The organism is Mesobacillus sp. LC4, from assembly GCF_053543455.1.
The window spans coordinates 521,239-541,697 of record NZ_JBGCUB010000001.1 but is presented as its reverse complement, the minus strand read 5'-3'; the positions used below and the strand labels follow the sequence as shown (position 1 = coordinate 541,697).

At 42.1% G+C, this 20,459-nt stretch carries 19 protein-coding genes; 5 read left to right on the top strand and 14 right to left on the bottom strand.

Features of this window, described 5'->3' with window-relative positions:
* Positions 1-12: 12 nt before the first annotated feature.
* The gene (locus tag AB5I83_RS02770) at positions 13-2,289 is read right to left on the bottom strand and encodes a DEAD/DEAH box helicase (protein WP_448972645.1); all 2,277 of its coding nucleotides are present in this window, start codon (positions 2,287-2,289) and stop codon (positions 13-15) included.
* A gap of 208 nt (positions 2,290-2,497) precedes the next feature.
* Between AB5I83_RS02770 and AB5I83_RS02765 the strand changes: the two genes are divergently transcribed.
* Positions 2,498-3,190 (top strand): Crp/Fnr family transcriptional regulator, encoded by a 693-nt coding sequence (locus tag AB5I83_RS02765; protein WP_448972643.1) that lies wholly within the window; start codon positions 2,498-2,500, stop codon positions 3,188-3,190.
* Between the two features lie 77 nt (positions 3,191-3,267).
* On the opposite strand, the gene hcp is transcribed toward AB5I83_RS02765, so the two are convergent.
* On the bottom strand, positions 3,268-4,569 hold the full coding sequence (gene hcp, locus AB5I83_RS02760; RefSeq protein WP_448972641.1) for a hydroxylamine reductase: 1,302 nt from the start codon (positions 4,567-4,569) through the stop codon (positions 3,268-3,270).
* A gap of 214 nt (positions 4,570-4,783) precedes the next feature.
* On the opposite strand from hcp, the gene AB5I83_RS02755 reads away from it, so the two are divergent.
* Positions 4,784-5,260, top strand: a complete 477-nt coding sequence (locus tag AB5I83_RS02755; protein WP_448972639.1) for an Hsp20/alpha crystallin family protein — start codon at positions 4,784-4,786, stop codon at positions 5,258-5,260.
* 215 nt (positions 5,261-5,475) lie between these two features.
* On the opposite strand, the gene AB5I83_RS02750 is transcribed toward AB5I83_RS02755, so the two are convergent.
* Positions 5,476-6,054 carry a YppG family protein gene (locus AB5I83_RS02750; protein WP_226642263.1) on the bottom strand — a complete coding sequence of 193 codons (579 nt, stop codon included), beginning with the start codon at positions 6,052-6,054 and terminating at the stop codon, positions 5,476-5,478.
* A 190-nt stretch (positions 6,055-6,244) separates the two neighbouring features.
* On the opposite strand from AB5I83_RS02750, the gene AB5I83_RS02745 reads away from it, so the two are divergent.
* A complete protein-coding gene (locus AB5I83_RS02745; protein WP_192470421.1) occupies positions 6,245-6,442 on the top strand; it encodes a YppF family protein in 198 nt (65 codons plus the stop codon).
* A 40-nt stretch (positions 6,443-6,482) separates the two neighbouring features.
* On the opposite strand, the gene AB5I83_RS02740 is transcribed toward AB5I83_RS02745, so the two are convergent.
* From AB5I83_RS02740 to AB5I83_RS02730, 3 genes are all read right to left on the bottom strand, one after another.
* Positions 6,483-6,875, bottom strand: a complete 393-nt coding sequence (locus tag AB5I83_RS02740) for a YppE family protein (RefSeq protein ID WP_448972637.1) — start codon at positions 6,873-6,875, stop codon at positions 6,483-6,485.
* 115 nt (positions 6,876-6,990) lie between these two features.
* Positions 6,991-7,245 carry a hypothetical protein gene (locus AB5I83_RS02735; RefSeq protein ID WP_448972636.1) on the bottom strand — a complete coding sequence of 85 codons (255 nt, stop codon included), beginning with the start codon at positions 7,243-7,245 and terminating at the stop codon, positions 6,991-6,993.
* A 449-nt stretch (positions 7,246-7,694) separates the two neighbouring features.
* Positions 7,695-8,681 (bottom strand): DUF2515 domain-containing protein, encoded by a 987-nt coding sequence (locus tag AB5I83_RS02730; RefSeq protein WP_448973885.1) that lies wholly within the window; start codon positions 8,679-8,681, stop codon positions 7,695-7,697.
* A 123-nt stretch (positions 8,682-8,804) separates the two neighbouring features.
* On the opposite strand from AB5I83_RS02730, the gene recU reads away from it, so the two are divergent.
* Positions 8,805-9,422 (top strand): Holliday junction resolvase RecU, encoded by a 618-nt coding sequence (gene recU / locus AB5I83_RS02725; RefSeq protein WP_448972634.1) that lies wholly within the window; start codon positions 8,805-8,807, stop codon positions 9,420-9,422.
* A gap of 32 nt (positions 9,423-9,454) precedes the next feature.
* Positions 9,455-12,016 (top strand): PBP1A family penicillin-binding protein, encoded by a 2,562-nt coding sequence (locus AB5I83_RS02720; RefSeq protein WP_448972632.1) that lies wholly within the window; start codon positions 9,455-9,457, stop codon positions 12,014-12,016.
* Between the two features lie 352 nt (positions 12,017-12,368).
* Here the strand turns inward: AB5I83_RS02720 and AB5I83_RS02715 are convergent, their stop codons facing one another.
* The 8 genes from AB5I83_RS02715 to dinG all read right to left on the bottom strand — a co-directional run bounded on the left by AB5I83_RS02715 (position 12,369) and on the right by dinG (position 20,418).
* Positions 12,369-12,746 carry a YpoC family protein gene (locus AB5I83_RS02715; RefSeq protein WP_448972630.1) on the bottom strand — a complete coding sequence of 126 codons (378 nt, stop codon included), beginning with the start codon at positions 12,744-12,746 and terminating at the stop codon, positions 12,369-12,371.
* Positions 12,746-13,396 (bottom strand): endonuclease III, encoded by a 651-nt coding sequence (nth, locus tag AB5I83_RS02710; RefSeq protein ID WP_448972628.1) that lies wholly within the window; start codon positions 13,394-13,396, stop codon positions 12,746-12,748. Before nth ends, AB5I83_RS02715 begins: the two co-directional genes overlap by 1 nt.
* Before the next feature lie 145 nt (positions 13,397-13,541).
* Entirely contained in the window at positions 13,542-14,249 is a 708-nt protein-coding gene (locus AB5I83_RS02705) for a DnaD domain-containing protein (protein WP_167831343.1), read from the bottom strand.
* A 245-nt stretch (positions 14,250-14,494) separates the two neighbouring features.
* Positions 14,495-15,676, bottom strand: coding sequence for a pyridoxal phosphate-dependent aminotransferase (locus AB5I83_RS02700; RefSeq protein WP_448973883.1), 1,182 nt, complete (start codon positions 15,674-15,676; stop codon positions 14,495-14,497).
* 57 nt (positions 15,677-15,733) lie between these two features.
* Complete coding sequence (locus AB5I83_RS02695) at positions 15,734-16,219, bottom strand: cell wall elongation regulator TseB-like domain-containing protein (RefSeq protein ID WP_448972626.1); 486 nt, start codon at positions 16,217-16,219, stop codon at positions 15,734-15,736.
* Between the two features lie 71 nt (positions 16,220-16,290).
* Entirely contained in the window at positions 16,291-16,461 is a 171-nt protein-coding gene (locus AB5I83_RS02690; protein WP_167831345.1) for a YpmA family protein, read from the bottom strand.
* A gap of 234 nt (positions 16,462-16,695) precedes the next feature.
* On the bottom strand, positions 16,696-17,526 hold the full coding sequence (locus AB5I83_RS02685) for an ATP-dependent DNA helicase (RefSeq protein ID WP_448972624.1): 831 nt from the start codon (positions 17,524-17,526) through the stop codon (positions 16,696-16,698).
* A gap of 105 nt (positions 17,527-17,631) precedes the next feature.
* Positions 17,632-20,418: an ATP-dependent DNA helicase DinG gene (gene dinG, locus AB5I83_RS02680; RefSeq protein WP_448972622.1), complete on the bottom strand. Its 2,787-nt coding sequence runs from the start codon at positions 20,416-20,418 to the stop codon at positions 17,632-17,634.
* Positions 20,419-20,459: the final 41 nt, after the last annotated feature.

Below are 20,459 nucleotides of genomic sequence, written 5' to 3'. Positions count from 1 at the left end.
CCCCCTCCTTTCCTACACAGCTGCTTTAAGAAATAAATCCAGAAGTTTTACTACATCTTTCTTAGAGTGAATCGATGTCGTATCGGTTCCGATGCAAGACGGGCACCCGTCAGAGCATTGACAATTCAAGACCATTTGCTTAGTTTGGTTCAGAATCTCTTCAATACCGCTATATATTTTTTCACTTAACCCGATTCCTCCCGGGTAGCGGTCATAGAAGAAGATGGTTGGCTTTTCATTATGGGCAGCCTTGACCTGAGGGACTACATGCACGTCGGAAGGATCACACATGACAAATAATGGTGCGATATGCTTTAGTGCCTGTGATGTGCCTATCAACCCTTCTTCAAGGCGGTCATCGCCAAATTCAGACAGTTCTTTGTTCAAAGATATCCAGGCCGAGCTTGTATGGAGCTCCTCTTCCGGAAGGAAAATCGGTCCAGAACCGATATTCTCATGCGTTTCGAATCGAATTTTTTTGAAAATGGTTGCCATTGCCCTTACACTGACATCTCCATAACCAATTTCTGTTTCTTCATTGCCCCTCATTTTATCTTCCTCAAGGACACTAAGTTGGACAGCAAGATTGGCATCTGTAAAATAATCGACATCCACTTCCCTGACAAAGGCCTTCTTCTCTTCCCAATCAAGCTTTTCCACCTGGAATTGGATACCCTGATGAAGATAAATGGCCTCTTCATGCAGCAATGTCATCGCTGAAAAAGTATCCATTTCGCCAATTACCCTGACATTGGCTACATCTGACTGGTCTATGATCACGACATTTTCCTGTGATGCTGAACGCAAACTGATATTGTGTGCCGGGAAAGCGTCATTCATCCAGAACCATTTGTCACCGTTCTGGTGCAAGATCCGTTCCTCTGTCAAATATTCAAGTATCTCTTCGATTTCAGCTGCACCAAACGTATCGCCTTTTTTGAACGGCAATTCATAGGAAGCGCATTTGATATGGTCGATCAGGATAATCAGATTATCCGGATTGATTCTCGCCGTTTCAGGACTTCGGTTAAAAAAGTAATCAGGATTCTGGATCACGTACTGATCGAGCGGACTGGAACTTGCCACCATGATGACAACCGATTCGCCGTGGCGGCGTCCAGCCCGCCCTGCCTGCTGCCAGGCACTGGCAATCGTCCCCGGATAACCGTTCATGATACATACCTGCAGCTGTCCAATATCTACACCCAGTTCCAATGCATTTGTACTGACTACCCCATAGATGTCACCTGAGCGCAGCCCTTTTTCAATTTCGCGCCTTTCTGTCGGAAGATAACCACCACGGTATCCTCTGATCGCCTTTGGCCCCAGTTTGTGCTTGACCAGATCCTGAAGATAGGTAAGCAGGATTTCGACTCTCACCCTGCTCCTAGCAAAAACGATGGTCTGGATCTTATTTTTCAGGAACTCACCTGCGAGCCTTCTCGTTTCAAGTGTCGCACTTCTGCGGACATTCAGCGGGATATTGACGACTGGCGGATTATAGAATAAAAAATGCTTTCGCCCTGTGGGAGCCCCGTTATTGTCGATCAACACCATATCCTTTTCAGTCAGGCCTTCAGCGAGTTCAAGCGGGTTCGCAATCGTGGCCGAAGTGCAGATGAAAACAGGGTCGCTTCCATAATACTGGCAAATTCTCTTTAACCTTCTTATGACATTTGCCACATGGCTGCCAAAGACCCCTCTGTAAATATGCAATTCATCAATAACCACATACTTAAGATTTTCGAAAAGTGAAACCCATTTTGTATGGTGCGGCAGAATCGCAGAATGGAGCATGTCCGGGTTTGTAATAACGATATGCCCTGCCCTCCTGACCTTCTGGCGTATATTAGACGGAGTGTCTCCGTCATATGTATAGCTGTTGATCGCCAGCTCAGCCTCCTGTATCAATTCATTGATTTCACTCTTTTGGTCCTGGGCAAGCGCTTTGGTAGGAAACATATACAGAGCTCTTGCGTTCGGATCATCAATGATCGATTGAAGCACCGGCAGGTTATAGCACAGTGTTTTCCCTGATGCAGTCGGCGTGACAGCCACGATGCTGCGCCCCTGCATGATTTGATCATACGAAGACTTCTGATGTGTATAAAGCCGGGAAATCCCTCGTCTTTCTAGTGCACCTTTTAATATCCCGCTCAGTTCCTCTGGCATTTCATCCGTTCGGGCTTCTCGCTCTTCAATCGTATGCCAGTGGACAATATTCTTCTTAACCGATTCACTAACCTTTAAATCTTGCAATATTTCTTGCATGTTTTTGCGGACCTTCATAGCGTTCACCTCGTTATCACTATTTTACCGAATAAACGTTCGTTGCAAAAGATAAAAGTTCATTTAAATAAACTGCTATTTTTTGGTATACAAACTGCCTGATCATTTTTTATTAACTATCCGATTGTCCATATAGCAATCAGTGGTGTCATTTAGTACAGCCATTTGCTAAAATAGAGGGGACAAACCGCTGATAGAGGTGTTTCTTTTGGATAAGAATGAGGTAAGAAGTGTCCTGTCCAAGTTTTCTTTGTTCAGGGACCTTGATGATTATGAACTTGATAAAATAGTAGATATATCAATCTCGCGGGAATGGAAGAAAAACAGCCATATTTTCATGCAGGGCGATCCACTTGAAAATGTGTATTTCATCCATGAAGGAAAGGTCAAAATATATAAAAGTGACGCAAATGGCCGGGAGCAGATTGTCGCCATCTTGAAGAAAGGTGAAATGTTCCCGCATGTCGGTTTTTTCAGGAAAGGAGGCTATCCAGGATATTCCGAGGTTTTGGAGCAGGCAAGCCTTGTCGTTGTTCCGATTTCACAATTCGAGAAAGTCCTTGTAGATAATCCCCACTTAAGCATCAAGGTATTCAAGGTCCTTGGTGAAAAAATTGTTGACCTTCAGGAAAGACTTGAAGCACAAATACTGAACAACACCTATGAACAGATTATAAAACTATTGATCAGATTAGGTGAGCTTCATGGTGAAAAGCAGGAGGATGGCAAGGTTCTATTGAAAGCTGATTTCACCAATAAAGATCTCGCGAATATGATTGGTACGACTAGGGAAACGGTAAGCAGGACGTTAACAAAGATGAAAAAAGATGAACTAATCCTTACCGATTCAAACGGGAACCTGATTTTGGACACTGATGTTTTGATGGATGAGCTTGTTTAGGTTTCTTCATTGATTACAGTCATCCTCAAAGCAAACATAAATAAACGCCCGGAGCCATCTCCGGGCGTTCAACTTTATTATTTAGTTTTGCTTAATCCCATCATTGTTTCCATATCTTCTTGTGCAGTAGTGATCAGCTTCAGGTTGAATGTATCCTGAAGCACTTCCATCACTCCATCAGAAATGAATTCTGGCGGCTTTGGTCCAATGCGGATATCCTGGATTCCCAGACTGAATAACCCAAGCAGGATAGCAACAGCTTTTTGCTCGAACCATGATAGTACGATGCTGACAGGCAGTTCGTTAACGTCACATTCAAACGCATCAGCAAGCGCCTTCGCGATTTTCACAGTGGATACAGAGTTATTGCACTGACCAAGATCAAGGTATCTTGGGATATTTGTTCCTGGAACCACACCATAATCTACATCATTGAAACGGAATTTCCCGCATGAAGTTGTCAGGATCACAGCTTCAGGAGGCAAAGATGTTGCAAGCTCACGGTAATATTCTCCACCTTTACCTGGTGCGTCACAGCCCGCAATGACGAAGAAGCGCTTGATCTTACCAGCTTTAACAGCTTCAATAACCTCTGGCGCCAGGCCAATCACTGTCTCATGGTGGAATCCTGTCACCAATGTCTCTTCTGATTCCATATTTGCTTCAGGAAGCTCCAATGCTCTTTCAATCAGCATGGAGAAATCGTCATTTTCAATTTTCTTTACATTTTCAAGGCCTGCGACTTCATATGTAAACATACGGTCTGCATATGAGCCTTTGATTGGCATAACACAGTTTGTCGTAGCCAGGATCGCTCCTGGGAACTTTTCAAACAGGCGGCGCTGGTCAAACCAGGCTTTTCCGATATTCCCCTTAAGATGAGGATACTTCTTCAATGCTGGATAGCCATGGGCCGGGAGCATTTCGGAGTGAGTATAGATGTTGATTCCTTTACCTTCTGTTTGTTTAAGCAATTCTTCCAGTGCGAACAGGTTATGTCCTGTAACGACGATTGCCTTCCCTTCAATCTTATTCTGGCTGACCTTCACCGGCTGCGGAATTCCAAGGCGGCTTGTGTGTGCTTCATCAAGCATTTCCATCACTCGGACAGCTGACTGGCCAACCTTCATTGCCATATCGATATGTTCTTGAACATTAAAGTTTGAGTTGGTTAGAGTCATATATAATGCTTCATGGGTTGTAGCGTCAACAAATGGATCTGTGAAGCCAAGCTGGTTCGCATGGGTTCTATATGCTGCGATTCCCTTCAAAGCAAAAATCATTGTGTCCTGAAGACTTGCGATTGTTTCATCTTTTCCGCATACACCAACAACTTTACATCCTCCTGTTGGCGTTTGTTCACATTGGTAACAAAACATATGTGTATTCCCCTCTTCTGCGTTATTTACTTTTACAGCATACAGAGGATGAAAATCTGGTTATGTGACCTAAATCACACTAAAGGCATTTTTCACAAAGTGTTCAAAAAACTAAGGCGATACAATGAAGCTATAAAATCACATAACATTGAACAAGGACATTCCTCTCTCCATATCCTATTATAAGAATTTCTGCAGAGGAGGATGTTCATCGATGGCAACCAACCATCCTGACCGCCCAAAAAGACATGAAGCCCTTGAACACTGGTTCAAATCTATGAATCAACTGATGCAAGAGAAGCCAGTTAAAGGCATATTGCAAAGCATTGATGATTTTTTCAAACAGCCCTTTCCACATGCCCCCTTCAATGTAGCACTGAGTGAAACAGAAAAGGAGTATATAGTGAAAGCGGAATTGCCAGGCGTGAAAAGAGACCAAATTTCAATCAATATTATCAATAACTCCCTGACAATATTGGTCAATCAAACGGACGTCACTTCAGAAATCAATGATATCGCCAAAACAGAAAAGCACATGGCATCCACCCGGCAATTGAGCAGGACGATCCCTTTTTCTGTCCCTGTCAATGAAAGAAAGACCCGAGCATCCTATCGTGACGGACTGCTTGAAGTCAAGGTCGTGAAAAAGCAAGGCAAGAAGATTGATATATTGCCAGAACATGATGGATGAGATGATAAAAATCTCTTATCGTACCCTTATAGATGACGAAGACCTCGGATAAGGGTACGATTTGCCCTTTATCGTGTCCTTATAGCAGACAAAACCCTCGCATAAGGGTACGATCAAAAAACAAGCAGGCTAATTAAATGGCCTGCTTGTTTTTTGTTCCTATAGCTTTTGATTTCCTCATAACATTTCGAGAATTGAGGAAACCTCCATCTCACCTAAACCTTGAACATCCCGCCAAGGCCTTTGACGAGCGAAGAAACCTGGGTCACTGCATTCATCATCTGTCCGGCCGTATCCACCATTTTGTTGACGTCCAGGTTGCCATCCTGGCTTTTAAACGAATTCATGATCGATTGCAGGCCAGATGACTGCTTCGGCATGAACGCATATTGGGGATATGGATTGAAATTCTGATAATCTGCTTGAGGGTTATAATATCCATAAATAGGGTCACCCTCAGGCTCTAGCGGATTTTGGAAAAGCATTTTTGAATAGTCATTTTTATTCCCAGCCATTGGATTAACTTGGTTCCAATAGGAATTCCCTTGCTGCATATAGGGATTCATCGGACTGCCCTGCCCCATATACGGATTCACCGGGTTCTCCTGCTGCATATATTGGTTTTGCCAGTTTCCTGGCATCGAATTCCAATATGAAGGATTATATTGTTGAGGGAGCGGTTGCTGCCGGTTCATATCTTGATGATTCCCGTATATAAAATTCGGATCCGGGTACTGTTGATTTTCCCACCATTGTGGATGATAGGCATTGGTCTTATTTCTGCGGCCAAACATGGCGAACATCCTCCTCCGGATTTCATTACGATATTATATGTTATGGCCGCCCAGTTGGTGATAAGGCTGGAAGGGACTTCCGATTTTGTCTAATGGTGAAATATGTTGTCGGAAGTTTCAATTTTTGAAAAATAAATGCCAATTGTATTTTCATGATACGATTATTTCAAATGATGGAGGAGGATGAAAGATGAACGTTCACGAACTGAAAAATCTATTTGCCGAGACAAAAGCATATACTCCGGAACATGTAAATGAATTGCTTGATTTCACTAAAAAGTCATATATTCAAAATGACATTACCATTTTAGAATACCGGAACCTGGTTCGTGAGCTGGAATTGCAAGGAGCTGTCATCCCTGAAGAACAGAAAGAAATATCCATATAAACACTGCGAAGCACCAGTTCAGTGAACTGGTGCTTCTTTATCATTCGCCGCCATGCTGACTGCCAGCTTGTTCGATGGCAAGGATCATGCTTTTTAAAATGTATTGTACTGACTGCACCTGGTCAAGGAATCTTTTTTTGCTTGTTTCAGGGAAAAAAGCCTGCACAGAGATGACCTCCAAATAGTCAGCGGCCGTTTCGATTTGATTGGCATGTAGGTTTTTCGGTTTATTCATCTTTACCCATTGCACAGCTGATTCTCTCCAGGCATCTGTCGCCATTTTTACCTCATCAGCAAATGGCTTTACTTCAGTATGAAAGTCGCCTCTGACTCCCTCTTCCTTGGAATGGTGAAATCTTTTAAAAGCAGTGTCCATATTCTCCAGCAGCTTTCTGGACAATGCAAGAATGTTATTTTCCAGTTCCACGTTCATCACACTTTCTTCATTTCTATTTTATTTACCTTTGCCTATCCATATTTTACATCATTCAAAGAAAAAAGCAGCCTTCTGTAAAAAGCTACTTAACGTTGTCTTATTCTATTATATATTAAAAACTCATTTCAAGTTTTAAAGACAGCTGTTCAGACTTTGCCTGTAAGGCAGGGTTCAATGATTGAGACAGTTTCCCTTCCATTCTCTCTAAAAGAATGCTGGTTTCTGCTAATTGCATGGAATGTGTTCCATACATTGTTTTTCGGATTTCCGTCAAACAATGATGCAGGTTCATATCTGTCACTTCAAGACTATGGGCCATATCCGTCAACATTCCTAAAATCTCTTCCTTTTCAATTCCTGGTCTCATCGGACATCTCTCCTTACTATAGTAACTTTATGGACTGGAAGAAGCATTTCGCTGCACGTCAAAGAATCTAATCTACGGAAATATTACAACTTTTCTTAGTAAATTCTACTCCTCGCTGAAACCTCCTTCAACGATGACAAAACTAGAAGAGATTCGCCAAACAAAGTGCTTTTCAGCAACAATGATTACAGCCTTCGACATCCAATTACCGAATGAAAAACAAGCAAATGAACAAACTAATCTCGGGAGGTGTTCACATGAATAAAAAACAACAGAAAACTGCACAGCAGCCTGGTAAAACCGCCGAGAAGAAAACAGGATATGGCGACAAAAAGCTTGAAGGACCAAACCGTCCAGCAGAATGAACCAATATGCACAATCGACTTCAAGGGCTAGGAGCTGGATTAATGAACAAAAAAGCAAGGAGATCCCTTGCTTTTTTGTTTGCTTCAGTCAATGGTGAAAAACTCCTTCAGTGAAATCAAGGCATGCAGTTGTTTCTGTTTTTGTTTGTACCACCGTGTCAGATGAACAGGATGCCTGTGGTTAAGTTCGTGACTGAACCACTTCTTTCGTAATCGCCTCTCTTTATACCAGTCACCTTGCTTATGGAAATGATGCTGGATGATAGGATAGGTGCAGCGAAGGAATGGAGTGTCTCTTTTTTTCTGACTAGAAAAGTACTGTTCATAATCATGTCGTGAAGCAGTATGTTCAGTTCGAATCGCAAATTCTAAAAAAAATGGATAGTATCGCTGGTCAAATAATATAGAAGCAAGCCGCTTTCCAAGATTGATTCTTTTACTGACAGATTTGAATCCATTCACACTTGCCCCGTATAGTTCTCCGTCGCACGTCGGGAAAAGAACCGTACTGAAATGCAGATGGTCTTCAAAGGAAAACATCATGGTATTGAATACTCTTTTTTTGTTTACATGATGCTTAATGACAGGATTATGAATTACGTTTTGTTCATTAATGATCAATGCTGTCATAAGCCTCTTCTTATCTCCGTGCTCCCAAAATACCTGCCATTCCTTTTCCATGAAAGTTGAAACATCCAGGAATTTCAGCAAGTGAAACATTGGTGAGCTTTCTTTCGTCGAATAAGAGTATAAAAGGAGCTGAGAATAGGCATCTCGGAAAATCAGCCAGTTCGCCCTTTCATATGTGAGGAACAACCGCTTCCGGATTGGACGATCCAGAAACTTCGGGAACCAGTCCCCCTCCAGGTCGCACATATTATAACCGCCATTCCTAGAAACCATACTGGCGAGGAACGCCCAGATCATTTCTGGATATTCCAGATAGAAGTCAAGATAGGCACTTGTTCTTGAGATATTATCAAGATTCTTTTCTTCTGTTTGCAGCCTGATTTTATCTATGACCTCGACTTCGTGGTCACACAGCTGATGAAATTGAGGATTTTGGGTTATTGACACACCTTTTCTCTTCCTTTTCTATAGGTTCTTTATAGGGTGAATTGAAATGAGGCTTTTTATTCAACCAAAGTCCTTTGATATTTGGTATGATATAGAGTAGTCTGCGAGGTGGTTAGCTTGATATTCAATTATCCAAACGGGAAAAAATATACTCCAAACACTAATAAAGAGCCGACAAAGAAGGCCCGGATGCAGAAAAACGCAGCCTATAGCAATAGAGGGATGACATTAGAGGAGGACCTGAATGAAACGAACTCCTACTATCTTGATCGTGGCATAGCTGTAATCCATAAAAAACCAACACCCGTCCAAATCGTTAATGTGGATTATCCGCGCAGGAGTGCAGCTGTTATAAAAGAGGCATACTTTAAACAAGCTTCTACTACAGACTATAATGGGGTTTACAGGGGGAAGTACATTGATTTTGAAGCCAAAGAGACAAAGTTTTCAACATCATTTCCTTTGAAAAACTTTCACGAACACCAGATCGTCCATATGAAAGGCGTGTTAGAGCAAGGAGGCATTTGTTTTGTGATCCTCCGCTTCTCGACAGAAGAAGAGATTTACCTCCTTGAAGCCAGCCATTTGCTTAGTTTTTGGGAAAGGATGATCACAGGAGGCAGGAAGTCAATCACAAAGGAAGAGGTCGTCGAATCTGGCCACCAGATTCCTCTTGGACTTCATCCAAGGATTGACTATATAAAAGTTATCGATTATCTTTATAAACTTAGTTAGTTTTTTTATTGTGAGAAAGGAATGAACTATATATGGCACAGAAACCTCAAACTAGGGAGGAGCGACGTAGACAGCAGGCAGCCAAGAATAAGAAAACAAAAGGCAAAAAACCGAAAAAAGGAATGTTCAAGAAAATCTTCCTTACGCTTATTGCCCTTGGCATTATAGGCATGCTGACTGGAATCGCTACCTTTGCATTCATGATACAGGATACGCCGAAACTTGATGAAAGTTTGCTCAAAGACCCTATATCCTCCAAAATCTATGATAAAGACAAAGAGCTTGTAACAGAAGTCGGTTCGCAGAACAGGGACTATGTTGCCTATGAAGATATACCAAAGCTAGTGGAAAACGCCTTTTTAGCGACAGAGGATGTGAGATTCTATAAACATAATGGTATCGACGTCATCCGTCTTGGAGGAGCCGTTTTAGCGAACATAACTGATGGATTTGGATCCGAAGGTGCTTCCACTATCACACAGCAGGTTGTCAAAAACTACTTCCTTGGCTTTGAAAAAACGATTTCAAGGAAAGCACAGGAAGCATGGCTTGCCTACCAGCTCGAACAAAAATATACAAAACAACAAATTTTTGAAATGTATGTTAATAAGATTTATATGTCTGAGAATATGCACGGTGTCCTGACAGCATCAAAAACTTACTTCGGTAAAGATCTAAGTGAGCTTGAGCTTCATGAAGCTGCCCTGCTTGCAGGTATGCCGCAAAGTCCTAATAATTACAACCCATTTACCAACCCTGAAAATGCAGAAAAGCGCAGGAACACTGTATTATATCTGATGCACCAGCATGGTTTCATTTCAAAGGAAGAAAAAGAAAAAGCACAGAAGATCCCTGTTGAATCCAGCTTGGTAAAGGAAGAGAACAGGAAAAACAAAAATGAAGAACCGTTCGATGCCTTCGTGGACATGGTCATTGAGGAAGTAACCGAAAAAACCGATTTTGATATTTTTTCCGATGGCCTTGAAATATATACAACGCTTGACCAAAACGCACAAAAGCATGTAGAGAATATCCTGAATACAGATGCTGCTGTCCAATTTCCTAATGATGAAATGCAGGCAGGCATTACCCTTCTGGATACGAAAACAGGAGAAATACGCGCGATAGGCGGCGGTCGAAAACAGCAGGTCAAACGTGGACTGAATTATGCGATTGATGTAACAAGGCAGCCAGGATCGACCATCAAGCCAATTCTTGATTATGGACCGGCGATTGAGCATTTGCGCTGGGGTACCTATCATATGCTTGAAGATAAGCCTATGACCTATTCTAATGGCGAACCGATCGGCAACTGGAACGACAAGTATAACGGAGTCATGACCATGAGAATGGCTCTGGCAAAATCGATCAACATCCCTGCCCTGCAGGCCTTCCAGGCTGTAGGTCTTGAAAAAGCAAGGGAATTCGGGACCAACCTTGGTTTGACACTAGATGATCCTTTTTATGAATCAGCTTCAATCGGCGCTAAGGAAATTGCCCCGATCGAAATGGCTGGTGCCTATGCAGCATTTGGAAACAACGGATTCTTTACAGAGCCATATTCAGTCAAAAAGGTTGTACTCCGTGACAAGACAGAAATTGACCTTACACCTGAAACTGAAGTGGTCATGAAGGATTACACAGCCTTCATGATTTCCGATATGCTGAAGACGGCAATCAAGCAAGGAACTGGGGCAACATACGCAAACATATCCAACCTTCATGTAGCCGGAAAAACTGGAACAACGAATTACACACAAGATGAAATAAATAAATGGGGAATCAAGAACGGCGGTGTTCCTGACTCCTGGTTTGTTGGCTATACAACAAGATATACAGCCTCTGTCTGGACGGGTTATAGTGACAGAAAGACCGCACTTTATGGGAATGAACAAAAAATCTCCCAGACTCTTTTCAAGAATCTAATGACCTATGTATCAAAAGATGTAGATACACCTGATTTTACGGTACCTAAGAGTGTTGAAAGAGTTAAAGTCGAAAAAGGAACTATGCCTGCGAAACTTGCCAGTGAATTCACTCCTAAGGAGGAAATCCTTTATGAGTGGGCTGTGAAAGGAAATGTCCCTAAGGAAACTTCCAAGAAGTTTGAAAAACTCGAAACTCCATCCAAGCTTGAAGCAAAATATGATGAAACGAAAAATGAAATCATCCTGACATGGGATATCGAACAGGAAAATAAAGATGGAATCCAGTTCGAAGTAACAGCTTCACTTGATGAGGGTCCTGAACAGCCATTGACCACTACAGCAGAAACCAGTCTGAAAATCGCCAATGTCGTCCCGGGCGGTATATACTCATTCAAGGTTACAGCTATTCGTGGTGAACAGAAATCCGACCCGGCAACACTTAAAGTTGAAGTTCCTGAACCATTACTGCCAGATTTAGGGGGCGACGAGAATGAAGATGAAGAAGGCGAGAACCCTGAAGGTAACGGCGAAGGCAATGGTGATGGACAAGGACAAGGACAAGGAAATGGCAATGGCAATGGTACTGGAACCGGTAATGGTAACGGAAACGGAAACAATAATGGGAACACTAGCGGCGATGCCAATGATGATGGGGATGACAATTGATTTCCCCTTCACGAACTAAATAGACAAACAAGAACAAAAAGCGCAGCGCCTTGTCCAGCCCCGACAAGCGCTGGAGGTCCTGACAGTGAAGTCGTTCTTTGACTTCATTGGCAGGATCGAAATAGAAATGTGTAGCCGACTGCCCAGAAACGCAGAAACTGGAGACTCCGACAAAGAAGCGCTATTTGCTTCTGCCGGCGGAGTTGAAGTTTCGGAGTTTCTAGGAGGCGAAACTAGACAAGCGTCTCGAGGGGCTAGGCGCTGGAGCTGGATTAAGATACCCATATGGAGTTATCCACACAAAAATACTTTTATAATTTCGCATATAGCAAAAAAGCAAACGTCCTGAGACTCACTCAGGACGTTTGCTTTTTGTTTTATTTAAGACTGTTTGCTTAGCAAATTGCTTTTCCTGTTCAGCGAATAATTCAGCAAGCTGCTTATATGAATGAAAAAGTTTTGGTCTTGATAGAATGAAATCAAGCCTTTCCTCCACATTCACCGGCTTGATTTTACAGTCTTTAATCGTACATGTTTCTTGAGCAAGGCTGTTAGATAGAAAAAGGAATTGTTCAAATAGTGAAATCGCCGTTCTCATCAAGGGTTCTGCACTTTTGCTATCCCTATTTTTAAAATGAGAGTCTAACAGCTCCTTGCACTGATTCCATTCGTTGAGTAGTTCCCCCACAGCTATTTCATGATCCACAGATAAGGTATCTAATTCTTCCATTACGCTTTTGCCCTCATCCTTTTCTTGCCCTCTCTGCATACCTCCAGTAAAGGACATGTTTCGCACTTAGGGTTTTGCGCTTTACAATGATATCGGCCGAAGAAGATCAGCCTGTGATGCGTGATGGACCATTCTTCCTCAGGAATCTTTTTCATCAGTGTCTTCTCTACTTCAAGAACTGAGTCCTTCCATCGGCAAAATGCCAGGCGTTTGCTGACTCGCTCTACGTGCGTATCAACAGCAATGGCAGGGATGCCGAAAGCGACCGATACCACTACATTTGCAGTTTTACGGCCTACGCCAGGTAGCTTTGTCAATTCATCCCTGTCACGAGGGACTTCTCCGCCATACTCTTCTATGATCATCCTGGATAGCTTCTGGATGTTGTTCGCTTTATTACGATACAGTCCGATCGACCGAATGTCCTGCTGAAGCTCTTCCAGCGACACACTCAAAAAATCTTCCGGAGTTTTGTATTTTTGAAACAAATCCTTTGTCACTTTGTTTACAAGTGCATCCGTGCACTGGGCAGATAAGGCGACAGCAATTACAAGTTCAAAAGGATTCGAGTGGACCAGCTCACAATGTGCCTGAGGGAACATTCTGCCCATTTCATCAAGGCAAAACCTGATTTGTTGTTTATTTAACAAGTATCTCACCACTTTTCCATAATTGATCTAAGCTCAATTATCCGAATTAAAAGGCTGTTTTACCATTGAGTTTTGCTTTTCGTGATTGTTCCAGTACGAAAAGAGCCATTAAAAAAGAGAGAATGGATGAATTCTCTCGTTACAATTACTGTTCAAGCCAGTTATAAAATGGAACAGGATTCGCAGACACTTTGGTTTCTTCCTTCCCTGTCTTCTGGGTACTCTGTTGCTGCCTGAATTTTCTTCCATAACTTTTGGCTTGTTCGATTGTCTTGATTCCATTCTTCTTCCATTCAAAAAGAATCCGGTCTATGTACCGAAAATTCAATTTTCCAGAGATAACAGCTTCCCTTAAGGCAGCTTTAATGATGATTGGATCATGGTGGTCATCGTCCATCCACATTGCCAGTGACTCACATTCAAATGGCGATAACGGCCGGCCGAATTCCCTTTCAAACGTTGTATATAAATCTGTTTCTTCCTTCTGATTGAGAATCTCTTTTTCCTGTTTCCGCTTGAGCATAAACTGATCGAATAGCTTTTCCCATAGCGGTTCCAGCGAATATTTTTCATATCTGATTCCGTCCGTGGAATTCCCGTCACTTATCGATATGAACCCTCTTTGAATCAGTGCTCGGAGCAAATCTGTACATTCGAAAGCCGATATCGTCATGCGGGCTGCAAGTTCCGTAGGCGTAGGAAATTCATTTCCTTTTTCAGAAAAATAGAATACATGAAGTAATAGGGCTAATTCTTGTTCGTTTAATCTCATTTCTTTATATTGCGTAAGCAATACAGCAGGAATTGTCACATTCCCCTCTTTCAGCCAATCTAACATATCTGCTTTTTTCATTCCGGACACCTCTTTTCATAGTATAGCATGAACAAGCCCGGCTGGTAATAAAATAGAAAAAGATTAAAAAGGGAAATTAGTCGAAAAATAGCGAAAAGGTATTGTTTTTATACTATAAAAAATACCCTAAAAAAACAACTGGCCCGCAGGATCACGGGCCATTTCATTTTTATGGATATAGACGGTTTAGCAACCGCTCAAATTGCTTTCGTATATACCAAGCCCGCTGACCCACACTACCTGATTTAAGCTCGGTTTTCAATGAATCGATGAATTCTGCTGACAGCTTCCTCCAACTGGTCAAGGGATGTTGCGTATGAAAGTCGCATATAGTCTGGTGCTCCAAAACCAGAGCCAGGAACGACTGCAACATTCGCTTCAGTCAGTAAGACTTCCGCAAACTCATCTACATCCTTGCAGCCTGACATGATGGCTGCTTCTTTGGCATTCGGGAACAGGTAAAACGCTCCCTGAGGCTTGATACAGCTGATCCCTGGAATTTTATTCAGTTTTCCATGGATGATTTCAAGCCTTTCTTCAAACGCGGAACGCATCACTTCCACCGCTTCCTGTTCTCCAGCATAGGCAGCGATCGTCGCATATTGTGATGGAGTCGTCGGATTTGAGGTGCTATGGCTAGCCAGGTCGGTCATTGCCTTGATGATCCTGCTATCACCGGCAGCATAGCCGATTCTCCAGCCGGTCATCGAATGGGACTTGGAAACACCATTAATGATGATCGTCTGCTTTTTTAACTCTGCTGAAAGCTGGGCAATCGAGATATGCTCAGCATCCCCATAGATCAGTTTTTCATAGATTTCATCTGATATGATCAGAATGCCTTTTTCCAGACAGACATCTCCTAGAGCCTGCAATTCTTCCTGGGAATACACCATCCCAGTTGGGTTGCTTGGCGAATTGATGATGACTGCCTTTGTCTTGTCCGTGACCTTCTCCTTCAATTGATCCGGAGTGATCTTGAAATTGTTTTGCTCCAGACCCTCAACGTAAACCGGATTTCCACCAGCAAGCTTTACCTGCTCTGGATAGCTGACCCAGTAGGGAATCGGGATGATGACCTCATCTCCCTCGTTGAGCAGCACCTGAAAAAGGGTGTATAAACCGTGTTTAGCACCACTTGTCACAATAATCTCATTCAACTGATACTCAAGTCCCTGGTCCGCCTTTAATTTTGCTGCTATTTCCTGTTTTAATTCTGGCAGCCCACCGGATGGAGTGTACTTTGTGAAACCCTCATTCATTGATTGAACAGCCGCATCAATAATATGCTGCGGCGTATTGAAGTCTGGCTCCCCTGCCCCAAGACCAATCACATCTTTTCCTTGTGCTTTTAATTCTTTCGCTTTGGCAGTAATGGCCAAAGTCGATGAAGGAGTGAGTGCACCCACTCTGCTGGCTAATTGGATCTCCATCCCTTTACCTCCTATGTTTTTTACATACATGACATTTTTACTCCAAAGTACTTATAAATTATCGATAGCCCTGAGTTTTTCACCCGTATCAAAATCTACATAGTAATAATTGATTGTGTCACTGTTGTTTCGGTAAAAAATTTCCCATGCCGGCCTGTCCGTCTTTTGGATCCTGGCCATGCCGAGCCTTACTTCAATGATTTCATTCGGTTTTTTTTCCTGATATAGTTTATTTAACGCCTCTTTTTTCGTGATACCATTTTTAGCATTTCTCGTAATAATTTCGCTGTTTTTTTCATTGATCCAAACATAAACAGGTTCCTGTTTGGCATTTTTCCCCGTCATCACATAATAAGTTTCTTCTCCACTGTACAAACTGAAGTTAGTGAAACCGGTAAGGTTTGTTTCTTTTGACGCAATTTTAACAGCCTCTTCCTCTGCTGCCTTGACTGGCTCAACCGCGTTCAAATATACATTGATCAGGATCCCCGTTATTGTAAAAACAATGAGAATACTGATAAATATCCATTTCTTCACATGAATCCCTTCTTTATGTATGCTCAATTCTGCTTAACATAACAGCAGTTCATCTCAATATGATTTTTTTATCAGGTGCGGTAAATGGTAAAGACTGCTTTTTCTTTATCATCCTGATCCAGTGCAAGACCGAACATAAGGTCATCGCGCTTCAATGTCCTGTTTAGGGCATCTACAATTTTATATAAATCAGGACTATTTTGGACCTTCACTGTCGAAACGATTTCGATTTTACTTTCCATGTCTGGTCCCTCTCCTCTCACACAATTTTTGTCATCTATATATAAACGTTAAGCTGGCAACAATACAATTAACACCCACTCATTATATCAGGAGATGGTCCTCACTGGTAAGAGTATCGCTGACACACCAAAAATATTTTTCTGTTCCACACACACCAAAATGGCTGCGCAATATATGCGCAGTTTTTTTGCTGTTGATGCTTTTAGAATCCATGGATGCGTCTTCAAATTCCACTATTCTTCACTTGCAATTGTTATGACATCATAGGTTGAATCAGTAAGTTTAATTGTAACAGTACCATGCTGTTTTGTGAAATAAACATCAATCCATGCTTCATGGAGCATCTCCACTAAATCAGGATCAGGTTTAATTGAGCTGGATTTGAATATGATCGCAAGTTGTGGATCAAGATGCTCGATCAATAAGTCCGAAAAAGACCCTTTCGCAGCGAATAATGGCAATTTGACAATGTTGACATTCCTTAATGGTTCCTTTAGAAAAGCTTGTTCGGATTTATGACTTGCAGAACTAACATAAAAAATTTGATGATGAAAGAATTGAAAAGAAATATCTGTCCCTTCATTTACTTCATCGCCATCGTAAATGACTTCTGCGGTCAATCCTGGCATGAGCTTTAACAAATCCCCCTGCTTCCAGCTTTGAACCTTCACTTCAGTCGAAATTGATGTTTCTGTCAGCACTTGACTACCAGCTTTGCCTGAAAAGACCCGGCGTACGTTATATTTCTGGATTAATGGATCAAGATTTTCTTGTCCTCTATTTGCAGTTAAAATTATCGTCGATAATTCCTTCACATGAAAAAGAGCCAGCAAGCGATCAATCTCTTTTATTGTACCTTTTCCTCCAGTATTGACCAGTACATTCTCGCCATTAGCATGCTGAATTAACGCAGCCTCTCCATCGCTGATCGCTAAAAATGTAAAAGCCAATTCGTTTCTTTTCAGATTGACATCCACCCCTTCTACCTCAACTGGTGCAGACGGGGACTCGTAAGGAAAATAGTACCAATTCATAAAAGCCAGGATAGCTATTAACAACTTCATGTACACTCCTCCAATTACTTCTAGCTTTAGAGTGTGTCATTTAGCCGAAAATATAAAAGGCTTTTATAAAAAGTAAGCATTCAATACAGATATTTTTCAGGAGGACTACAGCCAATCATGTACCATTTCGACTATTTTTGTGATACTCCCTTTTTCAACTGGTATGTCAGGTACAGAATGTAAAAAGGCTCTTCCATAAGATGTCGTCACAAGCCTTCGGTCAAAGACAAAAATCAACCCTCTGTCATTAGTTGTTCGAATCAGCCTTCCAAACCCTTGCTTAAACCGTAGAACCGCTTCTGGCAGAGATAGTTCATTAAAAGGGCTGCCCCCGCTTTCCTTGATTATGGAACATTTTGCGGCTGTGATTGGTTCATCAGGAGGTGTAAATGGGAGCCTCACGATGATTAAACATGACAGGTCCTCTCCGGGAATATCGACACCCTCCCAGAAACTGCTGGTCCCGAACAAGATCGCTTTGTCGAACCGCTTGAAATTCCTGGTCAACCTTGTCCTGCTGCCTGCTGTAATACCCTGTGCAATTAAAATAAATTCTTCAAGTAGACCGCTCTCTTTAATTAATTCATACGCCTTCTTCAGCATTTCATGTGATGTGAATAAAATCAGCATCCTGCCTTTCGTTGCTTCTGCGATGGAGATGATATGTTCTGTTATGGCAGCCACATAGTCATCATGGGACACAGATTTTATATCCGGCAAGTCATCAGGAACAATCAGCTTGACCTGAGAGTCATAAGAAAATGGTGAAGGAATTTGCTTTTCCATGAGAGTATTCTCGAGCCCCAATTCCTTTTTAATAAAACTGAAGGAATTATTGACAGAAAGCGTGGCTGATGTGACCACTACGCTTTTCTTTTTCGCAAAGAATCGTTGAGCCAAATAGTCTGATACATAGACAGGGCGTGAAAAAATGGTTGTTGAGTTTTGCAAAGACCTTAAATCTGCCTCAATCCATCTCACATATCCACTATCGTCCATAAATAGGGTTCTGGCCGTATCACGGATTGCTTCTAAGTCTTCTTTAACCTGTACAACCTCTTCCAGAATGGATTGCTGCACTCCCGTATATGGGCGGTTGCTCTTCCCGGCTTCATTTAGCCTTTCTTCCAGTGCAACAATTAAATCCTTTAAGTCAAAATAAAACCTTTCTGCTGTTGTTTTCAATGCTGTCCAAACACGATTATCCCTGTCCGGAATCATGCCTGCATGTATTTTGCTGCCATAGGCTTTATTCTTAACCGATTTTCTTGCATATGTTCCAGCAAGCTTAAAGAGTTCCTCTGTTTCATATACCAAATCGGAAATCAACTGGCTGACCTCAAAGGAATGCAGTCTGCCGTCTCCTGATTCATTTTGCAGCAACCTCTCCAATTTATGAAACAATTGGTTTTGGTCATAAAGTCCAAGCTGATTCAGTACAAGCCTGACAGCCAGATAATCCAGCGACTTCCCAAAGTATTTTCCTGCTGCCTTTTCAAATTGATGGCCTTCATCAAGAATTACATAGTCATAATTCGGCAGTGGACCCTTTTCAGAAACAAGGTCGGCAAGAAGCATGGCATGATTCGTGATCAGAATATCTGCTTGTTGCGCTTTTTCAACCGCCCTTTGATAAAAGTCATAACTCTCCCAGTGCTTTGTCTTAAGGAAAAGGGCAGGCTCATTCTTAACTTTACTCCAGAAGAGGATACCTCCACTAGACAAATTGAGTTCATCAAAATCTCCGGTCTCTGTTTGTGTAAGCCATACAAGGATTTGCATTTTAGTAAGGGCTGTATCGTAATTTTCTTCTACTTCTCTCAGGGAATGCTCAAACCGGGCCATGCTGATATAGTTGTTTCTTCCTTTAATGAGAGAGGCATTTATTTTCGTACCCAGAACCTCAGCCAGTTTCGGTACATCATTGTGTAAGAGCTGCTCCTGAAGCTGTGTGGTATAGGTACTTACTACAACTGGGGTGTGAATATCCATGGAAAAAATGGCTGCTGGAATCAAATAACCAAGAGACTTTCCTACACCTGTTCCGGCTTCGATGAGAGCATGGCCATTCCTTGTGAATGCTCCGTGGACATAGTCCATCATCTCAAACTGTCCATGCCTGATCTCATAACCAGAAAAAGCTTTTTGTAGCAAAGTCTTTTTTTCCTCCACTGATTGGGGATACTTAATTACACTATGTATAGCTTTTTGGATTTCAGCTCGCTTTTTCAAGGCAATCCCGCGGTAGACTTCTATATGGTCAGGCAGATTTTCGAGACTGCTCTCCTTCAAATTCAAAACATCATCAAAAATCAGGTGAAGATCACTCTTGAGTCCCTCAGAAAGCTTTGCAAGCTCTTTGACTGTAACAAGAGGCAGAGCTTTCGCTGCATCGAGCATGATTAACAGTAATTCTGCGGTTACTTGCGCATCGCTATCAGCCTGGTGTGGACGGTCATGATCCAACCCCTCCCTCGCTGCCAAATCAGTCAGTTTATAGCTGTCAGCTGACGGATAAAGGATTCTTGCCATTTCCACTGTATCGATAACAGGTCCATAAAATCCTTCCTGGCCTGAGTTTATTAATTCTTCTTGTAAAAAAGAAAGGTCAAACAAGACATTATGAGCCACAAAATAAGCATCTTCAAGCATATCAGATACCTGGGGAGCGATTTCCTCAAATAATGGGGCATTCTTCACCATTGATTCTGAAATTCCTGTCAATTCTTCAATGAAAGCTGGAATCTCCTGCATTGGATTGACAAGCGATGAGAATCTGCCAGTTATCTTTCCATCCTCGATGATCACGGCCCCGAATTGTATAATACGGTCACCCTTTTTAGGGGAATTACCCGTTGTTTCTAAATCTACAACTACAAATTTTTGGCTCATTCTTCAATACACCTCTAACATTCAGTCAAACAAAACCGTAT

Excerpts from the sequence above, each read along its gene's own strand:
- AB5I83_RS02770 (WP_448972645.1), bottom strand. The coding sequence starts at position 2,289 with ATGAAGGTCCGCAAAAACATGCAAGAAATATTGCAAGATTTAAAGGTT.
- hcp (WP_448972641.1), bottom strand. The coding sequence starts at position 4,569 with ATGTTTTGTTACCAATGTGAACAAACGCCAACAGGAGGATGTAAAGTT.
- AB5I83_RS02755 (WP_448972639.1), top strand. The coding sequence starts at position 4,784 with ATGGCAACCAACCATCCTGACCGCCCAAAAAGACATGAAGCCCTTGAA.
- AB5I83_RS02750 (WP_226642263.1), bottom strand. The coding sequence starts at position 6,054 with ATGTTTGGCCGCAGAAATAAGACCAATGCCTATCATCCACAATGGTGG.
- AB5I83_RS02745 (WP_192470421.1), top strand. The coding sequence starts at position 6,245 with ATGAACGTTCACGAACTGAAAAATCTATTTGCCGAGACAAAAGCATAT.
- AB5I83_RS02740 (WP_448972637.1), bottom strand. The coding sequence starts at position 6,875 with ATGAACGTGGAACTGGAAAATAACATTCTTGCATTGTCCAGAAAGCTG.
- AB5I83_RS02735 (WP_448972636.1), bottom strand. The coding sequence starts at position 7,245 with ATGAGACCAGGAATTGAAAAGGAAGAGATTTTAGGAATGTTGACGGAT.
- AB5I83_RS02720 (WP_448972632.1), top strand. The coding sequence starts at position 9,455 with ATGGCACAGAAACCTCAAACTAGGGAGGAGCGACGTAGACAGCAGGCA.
- AB5I83_RS02715 (WP_448972630.1), bottom strand. The coding sequence starts at position 12,746 with ATGGAAGAATTAGATACCTTATCTGTGGATCATGAAATAGCTGTGGGG.
- AB5I83_RS02705 (WP_167831343.1), bottom strand. The coding sequence starts at position 14,249 with ATGAAAAAAGCAGATATGTTAGATTGGCTGAAAGAGGGGAATGTGACA.
- AB5I83_RS02690 (WP_167831345.1), bottom strand. The coding sequence starts at position 16,461 with ATGGAAAGTAAAATCGAAATCGTTTCGACAGTGAAGGTCCAAAATAGT.
- AB5I83_RS02685 (WP_448972624.1), bottom strand. The coding sequence starts at position 17,526 with ATGAAGTTGTTAATAGCTATCCTGGCTTTTATGAATTGGTACTATTTT.
- dinG (WP_448972622.1), bottom strand. The coding sequence starts at position 20,418 with ATGAGCCAAAAATTTGTAGTTGTAGATTTAGAAACAACGGGTAATTCC.